The organism is Hanstruepera ponticola (genome assembly GCF_012931685.1).
In the GTDB taxonomy this organism is placed as follows: domain Bacteria; phylum Bacteroidota; class Bacteroidia; order Flavobacteriales; family Flavobacteriaceae; genus Hanstruepera; species Hanstruepera ponticola.
Window position 1 is genome coordinate 16,416 of record NZ_JABANC010000002.1, and the last position, 23,300, is coordinate 39,715.

General features: G+C 34.7%; 17 protein-coding genes. 10 read left to right on the top strand and 7 right to left on the bottom strand.

The window, feature by feature from the left end:
• Nucleotides 1-50: 50 nt before the first annotated feature.
• The 4 genes from HGK31_RS05920 to HGK31_RS05935 are packed head-to-tail and all read right to left on the bottom strand — an operon-like array spanning nt 51 to nt 4,685.
• A complete protein-coding gene (locus HGK31_RS05920) occupies nt 51-596 on the bottom strand; it encodes a GDSL-type esterase/lipase family protein (RefSeq protein ID WP_191858932.1) in 546 nt (181 codons plus the stop codon).
• A complete protein-coding gene (locus HGK31_RS05925; protein WP_191858933.1) occupies nt 597-2,237 on the bottom strand; it encodes an AMP-binding protein in 1,641 nt (546 codons plus the stop codon).
• Nucleotides 2,238-2,278: 41 nt separating this feature from the next.
• Nucleotides 2,279-3,676, bottom strand: a complete 1,398-nt coding sequence (locus HGK31_RS05930; RefSeq protein WP_191858934.1) for a short-chain fatty acid transporter — start codon at nt 3,674-3,676, stop codon at nt 2,279-2,281.
• 22 nt (nt 3,677-3,698) lie between these two features.
• Nucleotides 3,699-4,685 carry a DUF4421 family protein gene (locus HGK31_RS05935; RefSeq protein ID WP_191858935.1) on the bottom strand — a complete coding sequence of 329 codons (987 nt, stop codon included), beginning with the start codon at nt 4,683-4,685 and terminating at the stop codon, nt 3,699-3,701.
• Between the two features lie 79 nt (nt 4,686-4,764).
• On the opposite strand from HGK31_RS05935, the gene HGK31_RS05940 reads away from it, so the two are divergent.
• From HGK31_RS05940 to HGK31_RS05985, 10 genes are all read left to right on the top strand, one after another.
• A complete protein-coding gene (locus HGK31_RS05940) occupies nt 4,765-5,340 on the top strand; it encodes a non-canonical purine NTP diphosphatase (protein WP_191858936.1) in 576 nt (191 codons plus the stop codon).
• Nucleotides 5,341-5,415: 75 nt separating this feature from the next.
• Complete coding sequence (locus HGK31_RS05945; RefSeq protein ID WP_191858937.1) at nt 5,416-5,901, top strand: hypothetical protein; 486 nt, start codon at nt 5,416-5,418, stop codon at nt 5,899-5,901.
• Nucleotides 5,902-6,333: 432 nt separating this feature from the next.
• Nucleotides 6,334-7,128 (top strand): hypothetical protein, encoded by a 795-nt coding sequence (locus tag HGK31_RS05950; RefSeq protein ID WP_191858938.1) that lies wholly within the window; start codon nt 6,334-6,336, stop codon nt 7,126-7,128.
• A 184-nt stretch (nt 7,129-7,312) separates the two neighbouring features.
• On the top strand, nt 7,313-7,864 hold the full coding sequence (locus HGK31_RS05955) for a DinB family protein (protein WP_191858939.1): 552 nt from the start codon (nt 7,313-7,315) through the stop codon (nt 7,862-7,864).
• Nucleotides 7,865-8,056: 192 nt separating this feature from the next.
• Nucleotides 8,057-8,608: a DUF2262 domain-containing protein gene (locus HGK31_RS05960; RefSeq protein WP_191858940.1), complete on the top strand. Its 552-nt coding sequence runs from the start codon at nt 8,057-8,059 to the stop codon at nt 8,606-8,608.
• Nucleotides 8,609-9,246: 638 nt separating this feature from the next.
• Entirely contained in the window at nt 9,247-9,675 is a 429-nt protein-coding gene (locus tag HGK31_RS05965; RefSeq protein ID WP_191858941.1) for a hypothetical protein, read from the top strand.
• A gap of 145 nt (nt 9,676-9,820) precedes the next feature.
• On the top strand, nt 9,821-11,143 hold the full coding sequence (locus tag HGK31_RS05970) for a gliding motility protein GldB-related protein (RefSeq protein WP_191858942.1): 1,323 nt from the start codon (nt 9,821-9,823) through the stop codon (nt 11,141-11,143).
• 191 nt (nt 11,144-11,334) lie between these two features.
• Nucleotides 11,335-11,952, top strand: a complete 618-nt coding sequence (locus HGK31_RS05975; protein ID WP_191858943.1) for a hypothetical protein — start codon at nt 11,335-11,337, stop codon at nt 11,950-11,952.
• 93 nt (nt 11,953-12,045) lie between these two features.
• A complete protein-coding gene (locus HGK31_RS05980; RefSeq protein ID WP_191858944.1) occupies nt 12,046-13,182 on the top strand; it encodes a ferric reductase-like transmembrane domain-containing protein in 1,137 nt (378 codons plus the stop codon).
• A 308-nt stretch (nt 13,183-13,490) separates the two neighbouring features.
• Nucleotides 13,491-15,299 carry a DEAD/DEAH box helicase gene (locus tag HGK31_RS05985; protein ID WP_191858945.1) on the top strand — a complete coding sequence of 603 codons (1,809 nt, stop codon included), beginning with the start codon at nt 13,491-13,493 and terminating at the stop codon, nt 15,297-15,299.
• A gap of 115 nt (nt 15,300-15,414) precedes the next feature.
• Here HGK31_RS05985 and HGK31_RS05990 read toward each other — a convergent pair whose 3' ends face one another.
• The 3 genes from HGK31_RS05990 to HGK31_RS06000 form a co-directional block, all read right to left on the bottom strand.
• Nucleotides 15,415-20,367 carry a T9SS type B sorting domain-containing protein gene (locus tag HGK31_RS05990; RefSeq protein ID WP_191858946.1) on the bottom strand — a complete coding sequence of 1,651 codons (4,953 nt, stop codon included), beginning with the start codon at nt 20,365-20,367 and terminating at the stop codon, nt 15,415-15,417.
• 100 nt (nt 20,368-20,467) lie between these two features.
• Nucleotides 20,468-22,336 (bottom strand): OmpA family protein, encoded by a 1,869-nt coding sequence (locus HGK31_RS05995; RefSeq protein WP_191858947.1) that lies wholly within the window; start codon nt 22,334-22,336, stop codon nt 20,468-20,470.
• A gap of 17 nt (nt 22,337-22,353) precedes the next feature.
• The gene (locus HGK31_RS06000) at nt 22,354-23,289 is read right to left on the bottom strand and encodes a PorP/SprF family type IX secretion system membrane protein (protein ID WP_104735752.1); all 936 of its coding nucleotides are present in this window, start codon (nt 23,287-23,289) and stop codon (nt 22,354-22,356) included.
• Nucleotides 23,290-23,300: the final 11 nt, after the last annotated feature.

The following is a 23,300-nucleotide window of genomic DNA, read 5'->3' on the forward strand; positions in this document are numbered from 1 at the left end:
AAATTAAAATTACTGCAGATTCCTTTAATCTCTAATGACTTTTGTCATATTTATTTAATCATTTTTAACACAGTCAATGCGTTTTGAAACATTATTTTCTGGCCCAACTCATTTGGGTGCAACCCATCTTCTAAAAAATGTTCTTTTTCCATGTTTTTAGAAAAATCAATACAAATTTTATCCTGATTTATACAGTATTGTAATAGGGCTTTCCTAAAACTATTGATTGATTCTGAATAGTTTTCTTGTGCAGTATTCAATTCTTCTAAATTGTATGACAGCGTAGGCAAACCTATTACAGGAACAACCTCATGATATTTCGCTTGACTTGTAATAGCTTGTAAATTAGAAATAATATACGCTTTTTTAAGACCATACCATAAATCATTAGTTCCTCCCAGTATAATGAGATGACTTGGTTTATGCTTGAAGATTAACTGTTCGCATCGTGCCAACATACCATTTGTAGTGTCACCACAAATTCCAGCATTTATGGTTTCAGCATTTAATTCTTTTCTCAACAAGTTTACCCAACCCTTTTTCTGGTCAATTCCATAGGTTTCAGTCAGGCTATCTCCTAAACAAACAATCTTCATTTATTCAAAAATTACGCTTTCAGAACTTTCAAACCATTGTTTATAAAATTCCTGATGGATTTTTTCAATAGCATTGCGCTTTACTTTTAGACTTGGTGTAGTTAATCCGTTGTCCACATTCCAGTCTTCTTTCATAACAATTACTTTCTCTATTTTTTCATGCTTTTCAAGTGTTGGATTCATTGATTCAACAGTTTCAACAAGACTAGCTATTAATTGCTCATGGGATTTTAGTTTACCTAGTTCAGACAAAGTTACCAATGCTATAGGTTGAGGAATTCCGGTTCCAACAATACAAATTTGCTCAATATCTGTATTAGCAGACATTAAAAGCTCCATATGTGAAGGCGAAATATACTTTCCTTTGTCTGTTTTAAATTGATCTTTTACTCGGCCAGTAATAGTTAAAAAGCCATCGTGATCAAACTCACCAATATCACCAGTTTTTAAATAACCTTCTTCATCAAAAATTTCGGCAGTAGCTTCTGGTGATTTATAATAACCAATCATTAAGCAATTATTTTTTATGCAAATCTCTCCTTCAGCCGATAATTTTGCTTTCGCTCCTATTAAAGTTTTGCCAACTGTGCCAATTTTACTTTCACCAGGAACATTAAAATGTGATACACAACAATCTTCAGTCATACCATAACCTTGATGAATGGTAATTCCCAGTTTTTTATACCACTTAACCAAACTTGATGCAATAGGTGCGGCAGCTGATACAATGAATATAGCTTCATTTAATCCCAATTTCTTTTTAAGCTTTTTCTTAACAATAGAATTTAAAATAGGAATACTTAACAACATACTTAATTTCTTTTGAGGCATGGAATCCAATATTTTTTCCCTGAATTTTGTCCATATTCTGGGTACTGCAAAAAATACATGTGGTTGGGTATCTTCTAGATCTTTAGCATAGGTATCCATTGTATCAAAAAAAGAAATTGATGCTCCTAAAGTCAATCCTGCATTGCAAAGTGCTCTTTCTGCAACATGCGCCAATGGTAAGTATGAAAACAGTCGCACATGTTGCGGAAGTTTCATGACTTTTTTGAAAGTGTTTGAGCTCACGGCAAAATTATTGACTGTGTGCATAACCCCTTTAGGGTTTCCTGTTGTGCCAGACGTATAAATAATGGTATGTAGATCATCACGCTTTGGAATATTTACATCCTGAAGTGGTTGATGAGCTTCTAGTAACTTCTCCCAGTTATTTCGATCATGCCCACCATATAATCCTACTGAAATAATAGGCATATTAGGAATACCAGATTTTTGGGAGTTAAAGTCGTCTAGTTTACCAACAATAATGGCTTTTGATTCGCTGTGTTCTAAAATTTGTTGGATGGATTTATCATTTAAAGTAGGATAAATAGGTATTGATACAAAACCTGCCATCATAATGGCTATATCAGCAATGACCCAATGCGAACAATTTTTGGATAGTAATGCTACATGACTTTTTTCAGGTAAACCAAAAGCAAGTAATGCAGAAGCAATCTTTCTGGCTTCAATACCTGCTTCGGCATAAGTATGGGTTTTTATTGTGCCATTAAGTGGTTGTTTAAGAAAAATATTTTGAGGCGCTTTTGCTTCCCAGTATAGAAAAGCTTCAATTGGTGATTGAAAGTCAGGCATAATGTAGTTGGTTGATTCCCATAAAGATATACAATTATTTATTAAAGAGGAATATACATGACCATAAGTGATTGAATTACAAAAAATGTTAAAAATGGTAAAACTAAATAACCCATAACATCTCTAGCTTGTAAATTAACACCAGCTCCCATAATTGGAAAAACAAGCAATAAGAAAAAAGGCTGAAGCAAATTACTTAAACTTTCTCCATAGGCAACAGATAACGAAGCTCTAGAAATCATAGCTGTAATTTCATTGGGCTGTAACCCAGAACCTATTTCTTTTACTGCATTAATAATACTAGGTGCCACTACTGCAAATTCTCCTCCAGCCGAAGGAATTGCAAAATTTACAAATCCGCCAGTGAGATAAGCATAAAAAGGGTAATTATCTATGGTGGCAACAGTTGCAAAAATTTCTGCAAGTTTATTTCCCAAACCTGTATATAACATAATCCCCATAATGCCAGCATAAAATGGATATTGAAATAAAATACCAGATATGTTCTTACTAGAACGCTTCATAGCAACAACATAGCGCATGGGTGTTTTATGCAAAAGCAATCCAATAATAATAAAAATGAAAATCATAATATTAAAATCTAAACTAAACCCCTTATTGACGAAATGATAGACTATATAAACAAAGCCCATAACAACAATTAGATATTGTAATATCATGCTGTTATTCAAGGTATCAGAAACTGCTTTTATAGGAAGCTTATAACTTTCAGCTTCTTGCTTAATTGTACATTCGTCAAATTGATTATTAGAATGAATTAAATCTTTTAGTTCTTTTGGCTTTTTAGTTTTTGGCATAAACATTAAAAACAAAATCGGAGCAATAACTACAATCAAGATTATCATGGCTATATTTAGTGTAGAGCCCAAGGTGTATGATGTAGGAATGGTTGTATTTAATATCCCTGCATTAATTAAATAATTGTCTTGAGTATTTAATAACAATGGGATAGAGCTAGATAAGCCGGTTACCCAACTACCATTAGAAAAATAAACACACGCAATTAAAAAGGGGTAATTAACACCTTTTACACGTAACGCTAATTCTCTAGCTAATACGCAGGTAATAACTACCCAACCAAAACTGACTAATGTTAATAACGAACCAATAACAAGTACAAAAAAATAAACCTGTCTGGGTGTTTTAATAAAGTTGGTTAGTTTATCAATGCCATTATTTATTACCGGAGACAATGCGATACAAAAGCCTGTGATCACAATTAATACTATTTGCATTCCAAAGGCTAACAAATCAAAAAAACCGTCGTACCAAGCAACAATTATGTCAAGTGGATTGGCCTCTAACCAAAAAAATGACGTGACGCCAGTTATGATTGTTAAAAGAATAGCAAATACAAAAGCATCTGGCATATACTTTAAAAACAAATGCGTGAATTTTTCGCCGAGTTTGGTTAGCATTGATTTATCAATTAATTATGAATTATTTTTTCACTTTCAATTTATACCCTATAGCCAATTTGCCCATGGATAAATTAAATAAGTATTTATTATCAAAATCTAAATTGGTTGAATAGATTCCTGTTCCATAAATTAGATTAACATAAAATCTTTTTACATTATAAGCTAATGCTAAAGAAACATCAAGTTTATACAACATAGGGTTCGATGGTCTGTAGCTACCATTCTCTAACTGTACCTTTTTGTTCATCAATGCTATTCCAGGCATTAAATTGCAGGTTGCAATAAATCTATCAGTAATTACAAACTGTGACAAAAAACCTCCCAGTATCCCAACCGCTCTACCACTGTATTTCTCAATTGCGGCTTCATCATTAAAATATTGCTCACCGTTTTCTGTCAAAATATTACCATCTGATTTAAATGAATCAAACACAGCAAACGTTCCCACTCCTCCAGAAATATGCACCTTCTTTCTTTTGGTTGGTAATCCAGCTTTTAGCAGTGCATACGAAAATTCAATTTCTGAAAATGTATAGAGGTAGTTAAAACCAACGGTTGACGACTTTATATCTTTCCTAAAAACATCTGGCTCATCAAAATTATTACGAATATTGAACCCATTATAAGTTTGCAGATAAAAACTAACGTAATTATGCTTTCCAATAATTAAACTCCCCTGCGCATCAAACCTGTCAGTGGCCTGTTTATTTCCTGATTTAATATTGAATGCAATATCAATCAGCAACTTACTATTAGCCACACCAAACCCTACACCAGACTTATTGTTTGGCACATAACGAGACCTGTAATCATCGTTTAAAATGCGAAATTGCTTCACTTTATAGTTTGAAAATATACGAGCAGAATAATTACTTAAATCATGATCTATAAATAGCGAATCTATTATTTTAAAAAAACCAGATGAGCTTTTTTTTTCTTCTTCTTGTGCTTGCCCAATAAATGCGACAAATAAAAAAACAATAAGTAACGAAATTCTTTGAATCATGTAACTTTAAACAACTAAATTTGATACGTTTTATTTTATCAATCTTGTTAAAAGCTAAAATTACATTAATTCAACTAATATGCAACTTGTTTTCGCTACCAATAATTTAAATAAACTCAAAGAAGTTGAAAAACTAATTCCAGATCACATAGCACTATTAAGCTTAAAAGATATTAACTGTTTAGAAGATATTCCAGAAACCCAAAACACCATTGAAGGCAATGCCATTCAAAAAGCCGAATACATAAAAAAACAGTATGGTTATGACTGTTTTGCAGATGATACAGGTCTGGAAGTTGAAGCTTTAAATGGTGAACCAGGCGTGTTTTCAGCGCGTTATGCAGGTGAACAGCGAAATGCTGATGACAACATAAATAAACTTCTCACTGCACTTCAAGGTTCAAACAACAGGAATGCGCAATTTAAAACTGTCATAGCTTTACATCTCAACGGACAAATACAAACCTTCACTGGGATTTGTAAAGGTGAAATTACTTTAAGAAAGTCAGGTAAAGAAGGCTTTGGTTATGATCCTATATTTAAAGCCGAAGGCTTCAATAAAACCTTTGCTCAAATGACACTTGAAGAAAAAAACAAGATTGGTCATCGTGGTAAGGCAGTCAAACAATTAGTCAACTTTTTAAATGCTCTATGATTTTTACCGAAGAACCCAAACTTTTTACCTATTGCAAAAATTAATCTTATATTTAGGCACCTAAAATACACTATCATGAAATATTTTAAAATACTTACAATACTATTAGCAAGTTCAACACTGTTGTTATCCTCTTGTAAAGATAAAGCCGAAACACCAGAGGCTACTACTACAACAGAAAATTCTGAATTACAACCCTTACAAGTATTCGACGCGCAAAACCAACAGAAAACCACAACTGCTCAAAATGTATCAGGTGTTTATCACTATACTTGTAGCAACGGTTGTGCAGGAGGAGCCGCAGCAGCTGGTAATTGCGCGACATGTGGAAACGCTTTAGCACATAACCAAGCGTACCATTCTAACAACAATAACACTGCCAATACACCAGCTACTACACCAACTAATCCCGCAGCTACACCAACGCCTGAACCAAGTCAAAATTCGGCTGGCGTATGGCATTACACGTGTGGAAACGGTTGTGCAGGTGGTGCAGGATCTGCCGGAAATTGTAGCTCATGTGGTGGAACTTTAGCACATAATACAGCCTATCACAACTAATAATAAATGAGTACAAGTATTATATCGTTCGTTGCAAAATACAGTTACTGCGGTAGTGTAAACAGTTACAACGCACAATAAGGCTGCGACAACATCAATGTACTCGGTGACGACAGCATTGTACACAGTGACGGAGGCATTGTACACGGTGACGACGCCATTGTAAACGGTGACAACACATAATATAACGGTGACAACGCCATAACGGACGGATACTATGCCATAACGGACAGATACTATGCCTCAACGGACGGATACTATGCCTTAACGGACGGATACTATGTCATAACGGGCAGATACTATGGCTTAACGGACAAATGCAATAACACAATACGCAAAAGGAAACAAAAAGTTATGATATCCGGAAAATAAAACTGTTAAACAGTTATATTTGTTATTATATAACAAGTTACCCATAAGCTAAACTGACCATTGAGAATACTGCTTCACATCATAATCATCGTTCTTTTAACAATTGTTACCCAAATCGGCGGAATTATTTATTTAATTGCTGTTTTATTAATAAAACGGACATCAAAAAAAAGACGACTGAAACGAATTGGAATTTTTGCGGGGCTTTACTTATCAGCTACTTTTTTGATTGTCCCAAATGTTGCACCAATTTTCGGACGTGAAAAAATTAAAGAAACGGAATTTATAAAAGCTCATTCGTTCTTCTATAAACTTGCAAATCGGAATTACGTAAGACCAGAACTGAATTCTACTCTTCAAAATATTTCTCTGGATTTACAAAAATTCAATTATGGATTGAAATTGATTTATTTGGACGCAAATTTCCCATTCATAGACAGGTTTCCTCTTTTACCACATTTAAGCCACAACGACGGAAAGAAAGTTGACGTTTCCCTGATTTACGAGGAGCCAAATGGACAATTGACCAATAAAAAACCATCAGTAAGCGGATATGGAGTTTACGAAAAACCAACTGCAACCGAATATGACCAAAATGCAGATTGCAAACAACGTGGGAATTGGCAATATGATTTCCCGAAGTATTTGACTTTAGGAACTATCAACAAAGAAATTGAATTTTCCGAAAAGGGAACTCGTGAATTAGCGAATTTGATTTTACGTCAAAACAGCATCGGAAAATTATTTATTGAACCACATTTAAAAAAACGACTGAATTTAACAAACGGAAAAGTAAGGTTTCACGGTTGTCAAGCTGTTCGACACGATGACCATATTCATTTCCAATTAAAATAAAAAAGCCTATGGGTAACACCGTGTATAATTCATTGCTAGTTCTAGCCTACTTACGAAAGTCCTCGCGGACTTTCTATCTGTGATTTATTTGCTAACTTTAGTGCTTAAACACGCAACGAAATCATACACAAAACCGTTGCCATTCATTGTGAACAAACTCAACGGAAATAATAAATTGAACCAAATGAAAAACATAAAATATCTATTAATTCTGACTTCGGTAATGTTTTTGTCTTCATTTTCACAGCCGATTTTTGCTCAAGAAAATGACTTCATCAAAGAATATTTGGAACGATTAGAAAAATCGAAAGAATACTTAATTCTTGTAGCGGAAACAATGCCACAAGATAAATATGAATTCAAAGCAACGCCTGAATCAATGAGTTTTGCGGAAAATTTAATGCATATTGGTTGGGCAATGGATTGGCACAGTCAATCATTAATGGGCGGACGTGAAGCGAGAGATTGGAATACGGACACGGAACTCAAAACGGACAACAAATCGAAAAAGAAAATGATTGTTAAAATCAGCGAGACTTTTGACAAAACAATAGAATTTATCTCAAATTTCGACCCAAATAAACTTGAAGAAAGATTGGACTATTTTGGGGCGGACAGAACGAAAAGACAAATTTTGTTATTACTTGCCGACCACATAACTCACCATAGAGGACAAATGCTTGTTTACATGCGACTAAACGGATTAAAACCGCCAAGATATGTTTTATATCAATAAATCAACATTTGGACTGAATTAATGACAAAAATACATCGAAATGGCAACAATGGCTATAGTTCATTGCGGCGGAATTTCCTCTCGGAAATTCCTGCGTGTTTGCAATGTTTGGTTTACGGCGGAATAGTTTTGCCGAACCATTCCGCAACGAAACCATACACAAATACGTTACCACACATTTGAGAAAAACCTATGGGAATATTTTCAAGATTCAAGAAAAAAGGAAATATTAATTTATCAAAATCTGACTTTAAAACTGAAAGTGAAGATTTTGAAGTTCTTTCTGTAAAATTAAGTGGAGATTTTTTTGAAAAGTTTCCGCAAGCAAAAAAGAAAGATAGTTATACTGGAAAGTCAAAACTGATAACTAACACAGCTACTTTATCGCTTTTCGGGAATAATATAAAAATAACTTACGACCCAAGTGAAATTGAATTAAATGAAGATAAATTCATTGACCAAATGAATCGGAATTTGAATTGGATTGCGGATAATGAAAGTGGAATTAAAAACGGAATTACTAAAAAGTTACTTACTCTAAAAAACGAAAATTGGCTTGAAGAAAACGAATCTGAATTATCAGAAAGTGAATTTATAAAACGAATTAAACTGACTTCAATATCTTTTTTTGGCGAAGGAAATTCGGAATTGATTTTCGATGATGGAGATTTATTTTGGGAACACGAAATTGTTGCGGTATTAAATACGAAAAACAAGCTGACTGAAATAAATATTCGAGGATAAAAACGTGTGGTAACAACGTGTATAATCAATTGCTAGTTCTAGCCTACTTACGAAAATCCTCGCGGATTTTCTATTCGGTTTTTATTTGCTAAATTAGTTGCTTAACCACGCAACTAATCATACACAAACACGTTATATGCAAGCCAAGAAATGAACAAACTTTTATATTATTCAATTCTGATTATAATTGCAATTTTCAATTTAATTCTTGCTATTATACTGATTAATTCAGTTTCTGAATCCGAACTTTTTGGATGCTTTGTTTTAAATATTCATGATACTTATTATTGCATATCTCATGTTATCATATTTATTCTGCTGGGAATTGGGGCTCTCATTTGGAATTTGATGTTCTTTTTACGGAAAAAGATTATTTCGAATTAATTGCCAGCATATAACAACGCATAACGCTTATAGCGGTATATGGTTAATTGAATGTTTTGTCCTACAATTTTTACGTAAATTGCTTCTGATAAAATTTCGATCGCGGCGCCGTTGCGCTATCTGAATCTCACGCAGCTCCGCTGCTGCCCGCACCACGCTTAACGCATGGTCGGTCTTTCCGATTCAGCCGCCTGTCCGCCACAATCGTTATACAAACCCGTTGTGTGTAATTTACCAAACCGAACGCGAATTAAATGAACGAAATAAGTTTACCATATCATTTAATAATTCCAAGTCTGATTTCGATTCTGATTTTAGGAATAATATTTCTAAAAAGAAAGAAATTGTTTGCGAGTGGTAAATGGAAATGCTTTTGGATAAGTACAGCAGTATTTTTCGGAATTTATCTTCTTGTTGTTGGAGGAGCAACTTATTCTGACTTGAATGCTCAATTTACTTTGAATGAATTTGACCTAAATAAAGATGGATTCTTTAGTGGAGAAGAAATAACGTCTGAACAAAAAGAAGCGATGCGGAAATTGACCTCTGATACAGGAAGGAATTTTTCTTTTATAACTGGGTTTATATTTTCTGGAATTATTGCATTATTTGTTTTTATTGGCGGAAAGTTGATTGAATATATAAACGTGAAAAAAATAAAAACTACACACAACAATGTATAAAAAAAATTGCTAGTTTTAGCTAAACCAAAGTTAGTTGCTCGTTTGCTAGCCTCTGATTTTCCTTCGGAAAATCCTCGCACACAAACACGCAACTTTCCTTATACATCAACGTTATGTGCAAGCTGAATAAAACACTGAAATAAACATGAAAAAACTTTTGGGTTTACTGACAATAGTAATGATTTTAGTGAGTTGTCAAACAGAAAAAAATGGCTATAAAAACATTGTAACAACAGACATTAATAACTTTTGGGAAGCCTATGACAAAATCACATCGACTCAAGATTCAACTTTGCAATACCAATATCTCGACAGCCTGTACTTTAAAAAAGGGACAGAAGGATTAAAAGCTATCAAACAAGTAAGAAATTATACAGCACAAGATTACTTACGCTCTATTAACAACTATCCCAAATTCTGGACTTCAATTAGAGAAAACACTTTAAAAGCCAACCAGTTTGGTTCTGAATTACAAGATGGAATTGAAAAATTTAGGAACATTTATCCTGATCTAAAACCTGCAAAAATCTATTTTACAATTGGAGCATTTAGAACAAATGGAACCACATTAGACAGTTTAGTACTAATAGGTAGCGAATTGGCAATGGCAGATAAGCACACAATTTCAACTGAATTTCCTAAAGAAGAGCGAGAAGATAGACGAACATTTTTTGATAGTAGTCCCATTGATAATTTGGTTCTATTGAACATTCATGAATATGTCCATACACAACAGAAACCAATGGTTCACAACTTACTTTCTTTGGCAATTTACGAAGGTGTTGCAGAATTTGTTTCTGTAAAAGCAATGGGTGTTCCTTCTGCTGCACCTGCTATTGAATTTGGGAAGAAAAACGCAGATAGTGTTAGAGAAAAATTTGAACAAGAAATGTTCTATACCAACAATAGATTCAAATGGTTATGGAGCAGTGGTACATCTAATGAATTTGGAGTGCGAGATTTAATATATTACATAGGGTATCAAATGGCAGAAAACTTTTATGAACAAGCAGAAAATAAGAAAGAAGCCATCAAAAAGCTTATCGAATTAGATTTTAACAACGAAACCGAAATTGAGGAATTCGTACATTCCACAAGTTTTTTTTCAGCATCGCTTGATGAACTTTATCAAAATTTTGAGAATGAAAGACCTACTGTAATAGGAATAAAGCAATTTGAAAACAAAAATGAAAATGTAAATCCAAAAATCAACCAAATCACGGTAGAATTTTCAGAGCCATTAAATGGTACTAGTACAGGAATAGAATTTGGGCCTTTAGGCAAGGACTATTTCCCAAAAAATACCGTAGTTGGTAGATATTGGTCAGAAGACAATAAATCTTATACAATTCCTGTGCATTTAGAACCTAATAAACAGTATCAAATCTTATTACATAACAATTTTAGAACAACAGATTGGATTCCATTAAAACCGTATTTGATTGAATTTAAAACAGAAAATGAATAAAAGCCAGCACATAACAACGTATATAATTTATTGCTAGTTCTAGCCTACTTACGAAAATCCTCGCGACACGAGTGCCGCGAACTGGCGAAGCAATTTTCTATTCGGTTTTTATTTGCTAAATTAGGTGCTTAAACACGCCACTAATCATACACAAAAGCGTTGCCATTAATACTGAAAAACCCACAAATTGAATGATAAATAAGTTTCTAAATGCTAAACATTGGCAGTTATTTACCCTAATGTTTGGAATACCTATTTTATTACAAATAATCGCTATGACATCAATGTTTGTGAATATTGATGGAAACGGAAATCCTGACCCAACAGGAATGCTGAATATGATGAAAATATTCCCAATCATAATGTTACTTTATGTTGGACTGTTTTTTGGTTGGTTTTGGTCAATTGGAATTGGATTGCAGAAATACATTCCGAATGACATAAATATGAAAACTAAAAAATTCAAAATATTCTTTTTTATTCCTTTGATTTATATTCTCTTCTTCTTAACGATTATCGGAACAACATTTTATGGAATTTCATCTGGTAATAATGCTGTGGGAGGAATTGTCGGAAAGATGCTATTTATTGTTATTCCAATGCATTTATTTTCAATGTTTTGTATGTTCTATTTATTGTATTTTGTTTCGAAAACAATAAAAACGACCGAATTGGAACGGAACGTTACTTTTAGCGACTTTATTGGAGAATTTTTTATGATTTGGTTCTTTCCAATCGGGATTTGGTTTATTCAACCGAGACTAAATAAAATAGTGAATGAAAAAAGTACTAACCGCAACAAAGTATAACCGCATTTACTTCGTCAGTTCTAAACCGAAAATTAGTAATTTTAAACCCGTAACAAGCCATACAAAAAACCGTTAGCCACAGCAAAAGAAACAATGCGAATAATTTTAACAATATTGATTGCATTACACGGAGTTATCCATTTATTTGGATTTCTGAAAGCATTTGGCATATCCGAGTTCAATGCAATTTCACATCCTATTAGCAAGATATTTGGATTAGTATGGTTATTGACCTTTGTTTTATTTGCAACCACTGCAGTTCTATTAATTGCTCAATCTAATTATTGGTGGATTATCGGAATTGTTGGAGTAATCCTTTCCCAGCTCCTAATAATAAACTATTGGAGCGATGCAAAATTTGGCACTATAGCAAACGTAATTATTCTATTGGCAACAGTTATTGGATATTCTAGTTTCAACTTTAAGGAAAAGATCAAAGAAGAGCGAATAACACTTTTTGAAAACTCGCAACCCAAAAACCAAGAAATTCTTACCGAAGAAACATTGCTTGACTTACCACCAATTGTTCAAAAATGGTTGACTAATAGCGGAATAATCGGAAAACAATTGATTTCTAATGTCTATTTAACTCAAGAACTACAACTTAAATTAAAACCTGAACAAACAAGTTGGAGCAATGGTACGGCAGAGCAATATTTCACTGTTCAACCACCAGCGTTCAATTGGAATATTAATACTGAAATGAATGCAATATTGAGTGTTGCAGGTAGAGACAAATTTAAAGATGGCAAAGGCGAGATGACAATTAAGCTTCTATCACTTATTCCAGTTGCCAATGCAAAAAATGACGAAAAGGTAAATCAGGCAACGTTGCAACGATATTTGGCGGAAATCGTTTGGTTTCCTTCAGCGTCTATGAGTAAATATATAAAATGGGAGACTATAGACGACAATTCTGCCAGAGCAACAATGGAATACAAAGGAACAAAAGGTTCAGGCGTATTTCATTTTGATATAAACGGAAATTTTGAAAAATTCGTAGCAATGCGTTACCAAGATTCAAACAATGACCAACCTACCAAATGGACTGTAACTGCGACCAAAACCGAAGAAAGGAATGGAATAAAAATACCTGTTGAGTGCGAAGCAAGTTGGGAATTGGAGAGTGGTAAATGGACTTGGTTAAAATTAAAAATAACGGATATTCAATACAATGTGGTAGAAATGCCAGTTGCCAACAATAACTATAACTCATTTGGCAAAGGATAAAATCAATGTTCAATTTAGAAACCAAATGGCTTGATTTCGGCGGAATAATCCTGCGGATGATATCACAACGAAATTTTATACTAGAGATAGATAAGCTTAACTCTAATTCCATGTCTCAAAAGAGTTAATAATAACCCCTTAACAATACCATCTAAAATAAAAGTGTATCTTTGCCGACTGAAACACAAGAATATTTCTGTTTCAAATTCCTCAGGGTGAGGATGTGTTACCAAGAAGTTTAGGTTTAAGTATGTCGATTCGCTTCTGTTGTAACACTTTATAACATAATCGAATACTTATACACAAGAATGAACACATTCCAAGAACTAGGTCTTAACCAAGACCTATTACAAGCTATTACTGACATGGGTTTTGAAACCCCTAGTGACGTTCAAGCACAAGCCATTCCAATTCTTTTAGACCAAGACACTGATTTGGTGGCATTAGCACAAACAGGAACAGGAAAAACGGCAGCCTTTGGCTTCCCCATGTTACAGAAAATTCAAATTGATAGTCGTACCACACAAGGTCTTATCCTCTCGCCTACTCGCGAACTTTGTTTGCAAATCACAAACGAATTGAAACAATACGGAAAGTATTGCAAAGGCTTAAATGTGGTTGCCATTTATGGTGGTGCCAGCATTACAGAACAAGCCAGAGATGTTAAGAAAGGGGCTCAAATTATTGTAGCTACACCTGGCCGTATGAAAGATATGATTAGCCGTCGTTTAGTTGATATTTCTAAAATTGAATATGCTGTTTTAGATGAAGCTGACGAAATGCTCAACATGGGATTCTACGAAGATATCACTGATATTCTTTCACATACTCCAGAAGAAAAAAATACCTGGTTGTTCTCGGCTACTATGCCAAAAGAAGTGGCAACCATTGCTAAAAAATTCATGAGTAATCCGGTAGAAATTACAGTTGGCCATAAAAACGTAGGAAGTGACCAAGTATCTCATGAATATTATTTGGTTAATGCTCGTGATCGCTATTCTGCTTTAAAACGATTAGCAGATGCCAATCCTGATATTTTTTCTGTTATTTTCTGTAGAACAAAGCGCGATACTCAAAAAGTTGCTGAAAAATTAATCGAAGATGGTTATAGCGCTGGTGCCTTGCATGGTGATTTAAGTCAGAATCAACGTGACTTGGTAATGAAATCGTTTAGAAATAAACAAATCCAGATGTTAGTAGCTACAGATGTTGCTGCTCGTGGAATTGATGTAGACGATATTACACACGTCATAAACTACCAATTACCTGATGAAATTGAAACCTATACACACCGAAGTGGTCGTACGGGTCGTGCTGGCAAAACAGGTGTTTCCATGGTCATTGTTTCGAAAAGTGAGGTTAGAAAAATTAAAAGTATAGAGCGCATTATAAAAAAGAACTTTGAAAAGAAAGACATTCCAGATGGTATGGAAATTTGCGAAGTTCAACTGATGTCGTTGGCTAATAAAATTCACAATACAGAAATTAATCATGAGATTGATAAATATTTAGATAGCATTAATCAATTATTCGAAGACACGAGTAAAGATGAACTGATCAAAAAGTTCTTTTCGGTTGAATTCACGCGTTTCTTTAATTATTATCAAAAATCTCAAAACCTAAATATTTCAGGTGATGTATCTGGTGACCGTCCAGGTGATTCTGGTGATAATACCCGATATTTTATTAATGTGGGTAGAAAAGATGGTTATGATTGGATGAAACTGAAAGACTTCTTAAAAGACGTTTTAGAATTAGGTCGTGATGATGTTTTTAAAGTAGATGTAAAAGAAAGCTTTTCATTTTTCACCACTGAAAGTAAGTTACAAGAAAAGGTACTTGCCTTCTTTACAGATTTTAAACACGATGGTCGTTTTGTTAATGTTGAAGTAAGTGAGGACAAGGGTCGTGGCACAAGTCGTGGCAAAAGACGTCGTGATGGCGGCAGTAAACGAAGACGTGATGATAAACCAAGAGGCGAAAGACGTTCAGGCTCTAGAAGTGGTGATTCTGGAGATAGAAGAAGCCGACGTAGTTCTGAAGGTGCACCCAAACCAAGACGTTCCGAAAACAGAACCTCAACTAGTTCCTCGAGACCAAGACGTTCAAGAAGGTAAATAACCTAAACAGGCTGTCTAAAAAACTAAAAATTGCATTTTTGTCAATCTGAACTCGTTTCAGATTCTGAAATACATTCAGAATGACAGAATTTTAGTTTTTTAGATAGCTTTTTTATCGTTTTAATGTAAAATGCGACCTAAACTGTTTCGCTTGGCCATCTTCCTTATAATCTACCGTAAACCAATAATCACTCGTTGGTAACAGGTATCCTTTTGACGTTCCATCCCAACCTGGACTCGATGGGCTTAACTGTTTTAGCAGCTTGCCATATCTATCAAAGATATATATCTTGGCATCCATCTGGGAACTAATTCCTGAAATTTGCCAGGTGTCATTATCGCCATCGTTATTTGGTGTAAAGAACAATGGATAGTCCATTACTACCACAACATCACTTCCAATACCACATCCATAAATATCCCTCACTTGTATAACATGCTCTCCCGGTGAAACATTAGTAAAAGTATAGGTGTTCATATTAGGGTCATTGCTCACCCATGGTCCATTGTCTATGCTAAACTCATATTGAGCTGCACCGTTTCCGGTAGCCGTAACTTGTATGACATTACCATCAGCAAATGCTTCTGTAACTACAACTGCATCAACTATAGGCGGAGAACTCTCCTCAACATCAACGGATATCACGCTAAAACACATGGTATCAATATCTGATATGGTTACTATATGCGTTCCTGCTTGAACAGCTGTATAACTCGAGTCTATACTAACAATAACACCATTAGGATCCATCCATTCAAAAGTATAATCAGTAGTACTCAAACCTGTATCTATTGTTGGAGATCCAACAACTTCTGTACCATTGGTATTAACACAAATAGTGTATAACTCATCTGGCGTAAACATTGGAACTGGGTTTACAAGCAAATCAAAAGTTATAATGGCATAACAACCTGTTCCGTCATCACTACTATCACTTGGGTCACCAGTATTGGTCACTCTTACATAAATAGTTTGAGGAGTTGCTATATTAGAGTAACTTGAAGCGTTAGTAATGGCATTCTCTCCAGATTCAGCATCTGCCATAGACTCATGGTATGTGACCGTTTCATCAAAATCGTTGAGCATAAGCCCTTCGTTTTGAGTCAGATCAAACGCCTCTTGCAAGTCACCTGGATTGTTAATATCACAATCAATTAAATCAGGTAAAACATCGTTAGGTGTTGGTAACGGATTTACAACTAATGTTAATGTTGTTATTGCATAACAATTTCCACCACTTGTTGTTTCAGTAACGGTTACAAATATTGTTTGTGGATTATGAGGCAACCCAGTAATTGATGTATTTTCATAAGCAGAATCATTAGAAATAGGATTATTAGGAATATCTGCCATAGTTTCATAATAATCTACTTCCAAAGTAACATCACCTCCTGTATAATTATCATTTTGAGACGTTAAATCAAAAATAACATAACCATCATTATTACTAGTGTCATCACATATTTCAAAAACACTATCTTGAGCTTCAGCAGGTATATCTGGAAGTGGATTTACAATTAAATCAAATTGCCCAACTGTAACACAACCATTTAGACCTTCAAGTCTTACATAGATTGTCGTATTTCCAGATACATAATTTGACAAATCTGGTTCAATAATTGGGTTTAAACCTGGAATCGATTCAGCGTCAGTCAATGATTCATGATAAGTCAAAATATAGTCTGACGGATTTTGAGACCCATAAATAGTTGGATCCATCGTTGTTAAATTGAATGTAGCTGTTCCATCTGAATCATCATCGCAAACAACATAAGGATCAATATCAGTTGGCACTATTGGAGAAGGTTCAACAATAAGTTGTAACTCGAGTATTGTTGCACAACCAAGCCCAGTTCCAAAATCTACTCTTACATAAATAATTTGTCCCGCTACATTAGACATTGAATCTCCCTGAGGATTAACATTATCTAACGCATTTTGATACGTTAAATGAAACGTAACAACAAGCGTAGGATCTGAAGCCAAAATATCATCTCTAACTGGTGACAAATCAAAACTTCCTAAATTATCATTATCAAGATCACAATCATATAATGGTAAAGGTGTGCTAACAGAAGGACCTGTTACTACATTTAAAGTCAAAGTCGTTGTATCATAACAACCTGTATTTGAATCTTCAATTCTCACATGAACAACTTCGCCATCTGTTCCAATATAAGCTGTGGACGAAGGTGATACTTCTGGCATACCATTTTGAGCAGCCAGCAAACTGTTGTGATAAGTCACAATATAATCCGAGTTGCTTGCTGTTATTTCATCATTTTTAACCGTTAAGTTCATTTCGGTCATACCATCTATAACTGTATCATCACATGAAACCAATGGTGATGGATTTACTATTGATGGAAACGGATTCACTTCAATAGTCATTGTTTGAGTAAGAGCGCATTGTCCTGGGTTAGGCGTAAAAGTATATGTAGTAGTAACCGTATTATCCAAAGCAGGACTCCATGTACCAATTATCCCATTATTAGAAGTTGTTGGTAAAGCAGACAAAGGATCACCTAAACAAATGGGAGCTACTTGAGTAAAGGTAGGAGCTGTTGGAGGATTAATTACAATTGTCATAGTTTGAACACTAGCACAAATACCTGCATCTGGTGTAAATGTGTATGTTGTGGTCGCCATATTATTTATGGCAGGACTCCAAGTTCCTGTAACACCATTATTGGATGTTGTGGGCAACGCAGATAAAGCATCTCCCTCGCAAATTGGTGCCACTTGTGTAAATGTTGGAGTAATTGATGGGTTCACTACTATTTGTAATGTTTCAACCGTTGCACATTGTCCTGAGTCTGGTGTAAATGTGTACGTTGTAGTTACTGTGTTATCAATTACAGGATTCCAAGTTCCAGTAACACCATTATTTGATGTGGTAGGTAAAGCGGCTAAAGTTTCGCCACTGCAAATTGGATCTACTGGTGTAAAAGTTGGTGTGACTATAGGATTTACAACTATTTCCATAGTTTCAGTTGCTGCACATTGCCCTACATCAGGTGTAAAAGTATAAGTTGTGGTACTTGTGTTATTTATTGCTGGGCTCCAGTTTCCAGTTATACCATTGTTTGATGTGGTAGGTAAAGGGGAAAGTGTCTCACCACTACAAATTGGTGGAATTTGAGTAAACGTTGGTGTTGTTGAAGGATTTACGACAATCTCCATGGTTTGTGTTGTTGCACAAACTCCAGCATCTGGTGTAAATGTATAGGTCGTGGTCGTTGTATTATCTATTGCAGGACTCCATGTTCCTATTATGCCATTATTAGATGTTGTTGGTAAAGGTGATAGTGCTTCACCACTACAAATTGGTGTCACCTGTGTAAAAGTAGGTGTAATAACTGGATTTACGACTATTTCCATAGTTTCTACAGTACCACATTGCCCTGCGTCTGGTGTAAATGTGTACGTGGTGGTTGTAGTATTATCAATTGCAGGACTCCAGGTTCCAGAAATACCATTGTTTGAAGTTGTTGGCAACTGTGATAGGGCATCACCACTACAAATTGGTGATACTTGTGTGAATGCTGAAGTAACAACAGGATTTACAACGATTTCCATAGTTTCAACTGTTCCACATTGTCCTGCGTCTGGTGTAAACGTATAAGTGGTTGTTGTTGTATTATCTAACGCTGGACTCCAGGTTCCCGTTACGCCATTGTTTGAAGTTGTTGGTAATGGTGATAAGGTATCGCCACTACAAATAGGAGAAACTTGGGTAAACGTTGAGGTGACATTAGGATTTACAACTATTTCCATAGTCTGCGTTGTTGCACATTGACCTGCGTTAGGTGTAAAAGTATATGTTGTTGTTACTGTATTGTCAACAGCAGGACTCCAGGTTCCTGAAACACCATTAGTTGAAGTTGTTGGTAAGGCATTCAAAGTATCACCATTACAAATTGGATCAACTTGTGTAAATAGCGGTGTAACCGATGGGTTTACTGTAACGGTTTCTGTTTGCGTTAGTGCTTGCGAACAGATGACATCACCAGATGCATTCAAAACTTGCGCATTAATTAATTCGATAGTGGTATTTACACTTGGACTTTCGGTGATGGTAGCTGTTCCACTAGCATCCAAAAGTACATCTTGAGTAGTTCCTCCATTTAAGGTATAATGTACTGTAGTACTTGGTGTTCCCGTGATGGTGAATGTGGTACTTTCGCCATCACAAATAACTGTGGGAGAAACAGATACCATAGCATCCGGTATTTCAGAAACGATTAAGTTAAATTCAACTAAAGTATAACAATCTGTAACACTGGATAGTACTTTAGCATAAATCTGTTGCGGATTGGATGTGTTAGCATAAATTCCTGGCAGCTGATTAATACCATCCGTAGCATCGGCTAAATTGGCATAATACTCAACTGTTTCATTTGCTAAATCATTACTAATACTACTACTAAGACCATTTAAGTTAAAAATACCAATATCAGGCGTACTGCTACAGGTTATTTGATCATCAATAGTATTAGGTTCTGGTGGTGCTGGAAAAGCACCAGTACCATCCATTGCTGTTCCAGTCCACTGTAGTTCAAAACCTCCCTCTCCAGCTGGTCTGTCAATAGCTATATAGTATGTTTCTCCAACGTTAACATTTAACCAAAATACATAACCATTGCCATTGGCACCTGGTCCAGTTTGGGTTAATGTTGTACTGCCATTTATTCCAGTATGATTGTTTGGAAGGCCTGCTTGATTAGGGTTAGTAGTCGCACATCGAATAGGGCTTCCTAAATTTGAACAAATTCTGTTAGGTCCAAAAACCCAAAAATCGTAATCAACATTAATGTCAGGATCATCAGGTATCAAATCAAAGCCTAATGTACCTGCTTGTACAATATTAACTTCTAGCCACAATGAATTATGTTCAAAACCACCACACCCAGATACTTCTTGAGTATTACCAATTCCACTGGCATTAGAAGAAAATGTTCCATTACCACAAACTGTAATAGCATCAACACAGTCATTAGGTTCTTGTGCAAATACTTGAGTAAATACCGTTAAAAATAATCCTAAAATTGCGTATTTGTTCATTTTAATAGGTTAATAGCCATTATCATTAAATAATTTAACTATTAGAAATTATACTTATCAAAAACCTTGAAGTCTATTAAAGATAGTTAAATTTTATCTATTACTTAATTATCAAAAATTCTGATCGCCTGTTTTGGGCATCTTCTTCATCTGTGCATTGAGACTTACAATCAATTTTTGGATTAGAACTACCAATCCCTTTAGCCGAAAGTCTATCTTTATCTACTCCTTTTGAAATTAAATACTGAACCGTTGATTGCGCACGCTCTTCAGATAATTTTAAGTTGTATTCAGCACTACCCTTGGTATCTGTATGAGATTTTACAAGAATATTCATTTCTGGATAATCATTCATAATCTTTACAAGTTTATCTAATTCAAAGGCACCTTGTTGGGTGATATTACTTTTATTAAACTCAAAATAAATATTATTTAATTTCACTTCTGTTTCTGTAATCATTTCATTAATTGGATTCAGTGAGAACTTAACAGTTAATTCATCTTTTTTAGGTCCAGTAACTGGTATCGTCATACTATCATACCCATCTTTAGAAACAGAAATATAATAATCTGTTTTACACAACACATTAAATTGCGCTTCGCCATTATTATCACTATTTAAGTCATTTATGACATTTTGTTGTGAATCTTTAAGCACCACTTTGGCACCTGAAATGGAAGAGCCAGAATTAGCATCGGTTATTGAAGCCCAAACATCTACATGGCAAATAGGAACAGCGATATAAATGTTATCAACTCCTGAACGATTTGATGAAAAGTATGCGATTTCCTTTTGTTCATTTATACTAAAAGCGAAATCGTCTCTTTTAGTATTTACTGCGTTTCCCAAGTTAATGGCATCTTCTCCTTTATTTAAATCTACTTTAAAAATGTCAAAACCACCAAATCCTTGTCTACCACTTGAAGCAAAATACAAGATGTTATTGTCGCTAATAAATGGAAAGCCTTCCTTGCCAGATGTGTTAACTTTTGAACCTAAATTCACAGGCTCACCATAAGAATCACCGTTGACACTCACTTTCCAAATATCAGTATCACCCAATCCACCAGGCATGTTAGATGCAAAATAAAGTGTTTTACCATCACTGCTTAAACTTGGATGACTCACTGAATAGTCAACACTATTAAAAGGTAAGGCCTGAATATTATCCCACTTACCGTCTAATAAAGTTGCTTTGTAAAGTCCTTGTTGTGCAAGTTTTACTTGATTACTCTTAAGCTTTTTAAATGTTCCTTCACTATGTCCATCACGGGCAAAAATCATGGTTTTACCATCAGCACTCAAGGTTATTGGACCATCATGATATGGTGTATTTAAGCTTTTTACTGGCTCTGGTTCAGATAGTGTACCATCAGCATTTCTTACTGATTTGTAAACATCTAAATAAGAACTTTTAGTCCATCTATCTTCTTTAGTGCTTTTATTTCTAGTACTAACAAAATAAAGCACATCATCATTTGATAGAATAGCTCCAAAATCACTTTGCTCCGAATCATTGATTTTCGCCACCTCAACATCATATAATTTCGATTTACCAGCTAGTTCTGATACATAATTTGGATTTTGTAAATGATTTTTAGCACGTTGATCATTAGGCACCATTTTAGAAAATGTGTCCATTTGATCTTTTGCAAGTTCATATTTTCCTTGTGATTTTAATACTTGCGCATAACGATAGTAAGTTTCAGCATCTTGCTGCGTTTCTATGGCTTTTGCATACCATTTAGAAGCCTCATCAATGTTAAAAATATTGTAATAGCTATCACCTAATTGTTTGTACACATGGGCATCTGCCTCATTTTTATCTACTAACTTAAGATATGACTCAATAGCATCAACATACTGATAGCTTTCAAAAAGGTTATCTGCTTTTTCAGATTGTTTACTTTGCCCGAAGCTCGCTAGAGTAATTAATGCAAAGCTTAAAAGACTGTATATATTTTTCATTTTATTATACTTTTAGGTTAGAAGAATCTTGGTGAAATAGATACTTTTTTCGGGAAATTCAAATCGAATAACAACATGATTTCATGCGATCCAGATGTTCTGACATTTAATTCTGATGTGACATAATCATAAGCATATCCAATACGTAAGGATGGTGTAATCGCAAAATTGGCCATAGCACCAACAGAATCATCCAAACGATAGGTTGCACCTAATTCAAACTTTTCAAAGAATAGGAAATTTGCTGAAACATCAAGTGAAGTTGGTGCTTCAAACGCCGACTTCAATAAAAATGATGGTTTGAATTTTGTGTTATCAGATAAATTAAAGACATATCCTGCAGATAAGAAATAATGCATAACATCAGTTCCATACTTAAATTCCTGTCCATTGTTAGTGACATCCAAATAGGTGTTTTTTAACATATTTGGTATAGAGAAGGATAGGTAATACTTATCCGTGTAATAAAATAAACCAGCACCAATATTTAAATGCGTATTACTCGTGTTTTCGCTAAATGCTTCATCGTTAGCATCTGGAACATAACCATTACCAATATCACTGTATAAACCAATTTTTTGGAACGTTGCACCAGCTTTTAAACCAAAAGCTAAACGGTGTTCACCTCCCATGTTTAACGTATAGGAAAAATCACCATACACATTGTTTTCTTCAACAGGGCCTATTTTATCTGAAACAATTGATAAACCCATACCAACATTTTTTCCCACAGGACTATGTGCTGAAAACGTAGCTGTTTTAGGTGCATCATTGATACTCACCCATTGAGACCTATACAATAATCCCAGCGCCAAGTTATCTTTAGATCCAGCATAAGCTGGGTTAATCACATTCATGTTATACATATACTGCGTGTACTGTGGGTCTTGTTGAGCCTGTGTACTTGCAAACATGATAAATACAAGTGTTATTGTAATATATATATTTTTCATCGGTGTGTTAT

Coding starts and splice junctions, on each gene's coding strand:
- HGK31_RS05920 (WP_191858932.1), bottom strand. CDS start 596: ATGAAGATTGTTTGTTTAGGAGATAGCCTGACTGAAACCTATGGAATT.
- HGK31_RS05925 (WP_191858933.1), bottom strand. CDS start 2,237: ATGCCTGACTTTCAATCACCAATTGAAGCTTTTCTATACTGGGAAGCA.
- HGK31_RS05930 (WP_191858934.1), bottom strand. CDS start 3,676: ATGCTAACCAAACTCGGCGAAAAATTCACGCATTTGTTTTTAAAGTAT.
- HGK31_RS05935 (WP_191858935.1), bottom strand. CDS start 4,685: ATGATTCAAAGAATTTCGTTACTTATTGTTTTTTTATTTGTCGCATTT.
- HGK31_RS05940 (WP_191858936.1), top strand. CDS start 4,765: ATGCAACTTGTTTTCGCTACCAATAATTTAAATAAACTCAAAGAAGTT.
- HGK31_RS05945 (WP_191858937.1), top strand. CDS start 5,416: ATGAAATATTTTAAAATACTTACAATACTATTAGCAAGTTCAACACTG.
- HGK31_RS05955 (WP_191858939.1), top strand. CDS start 7,313: ATGAAAAACATAAAATATCTATTAATTCTGACTTCGGTAATGTTTTTG.
- HGK31_RS05960 (WP_191858940.1), top strand. CDS start 8,057: ATGGGAATATTTTCAAGATTCAAGAAAAAAGGAAATATTAATTTATCA.
- HGK31_RS05965 (WP_191858941.1), top strand. CDS start 9,247: ATGAACGAAATAAGTTTACCATATCATTTAATAATTCCAAGTCTGATT.
- HGK31_RS05970 (WP_191858942.1), top strand. CDS start 9,821: ATGAAAAAACTTTTGGGTTTACTGACAATAGTAATGATTTTAGTGAGT.
- HGK31_RS05975 (WP_191858943.1), top strand. CDS start 11,335: ATGATAAATAAGTTTCTAAATGCTAAACATTGGCAGTTATTTACCCTA.
- HGK31_RS05980 (WP_191858944.1), top strand. CDS start 12,046: ATGCGAATAATTTTAACAATATTGATTGCATTACACGGAGTTATCCAT.
- HGK31_RS05985 (WP_191858945.1), top strand. CDS start 13,491: ATGAACACATTCCAAGAACTAGGTCTTAACCAAGACCTATTACAAGCT.
- HGK31_RS05990 (WP_191858946.1), bottom strand. CDS start 20,367: ATGAACAAATACGCAATTTTAGGATTATTTTTAACGGTATTTACTCAA.
- HGK31_RS05995 (WP_191858947.1), bottom strand. CDS start 22,336: ATGAAAAATATATACAGTCTTTTAAGCTTTGCATTAATTACTCTAGCG.
- HGK31_RS06000 (WP_104735752.1), bottom strand. CDS start 23,289: ATGAAAAATATATATATTACAATAACACTTGTATTTATCATGTTTGCA.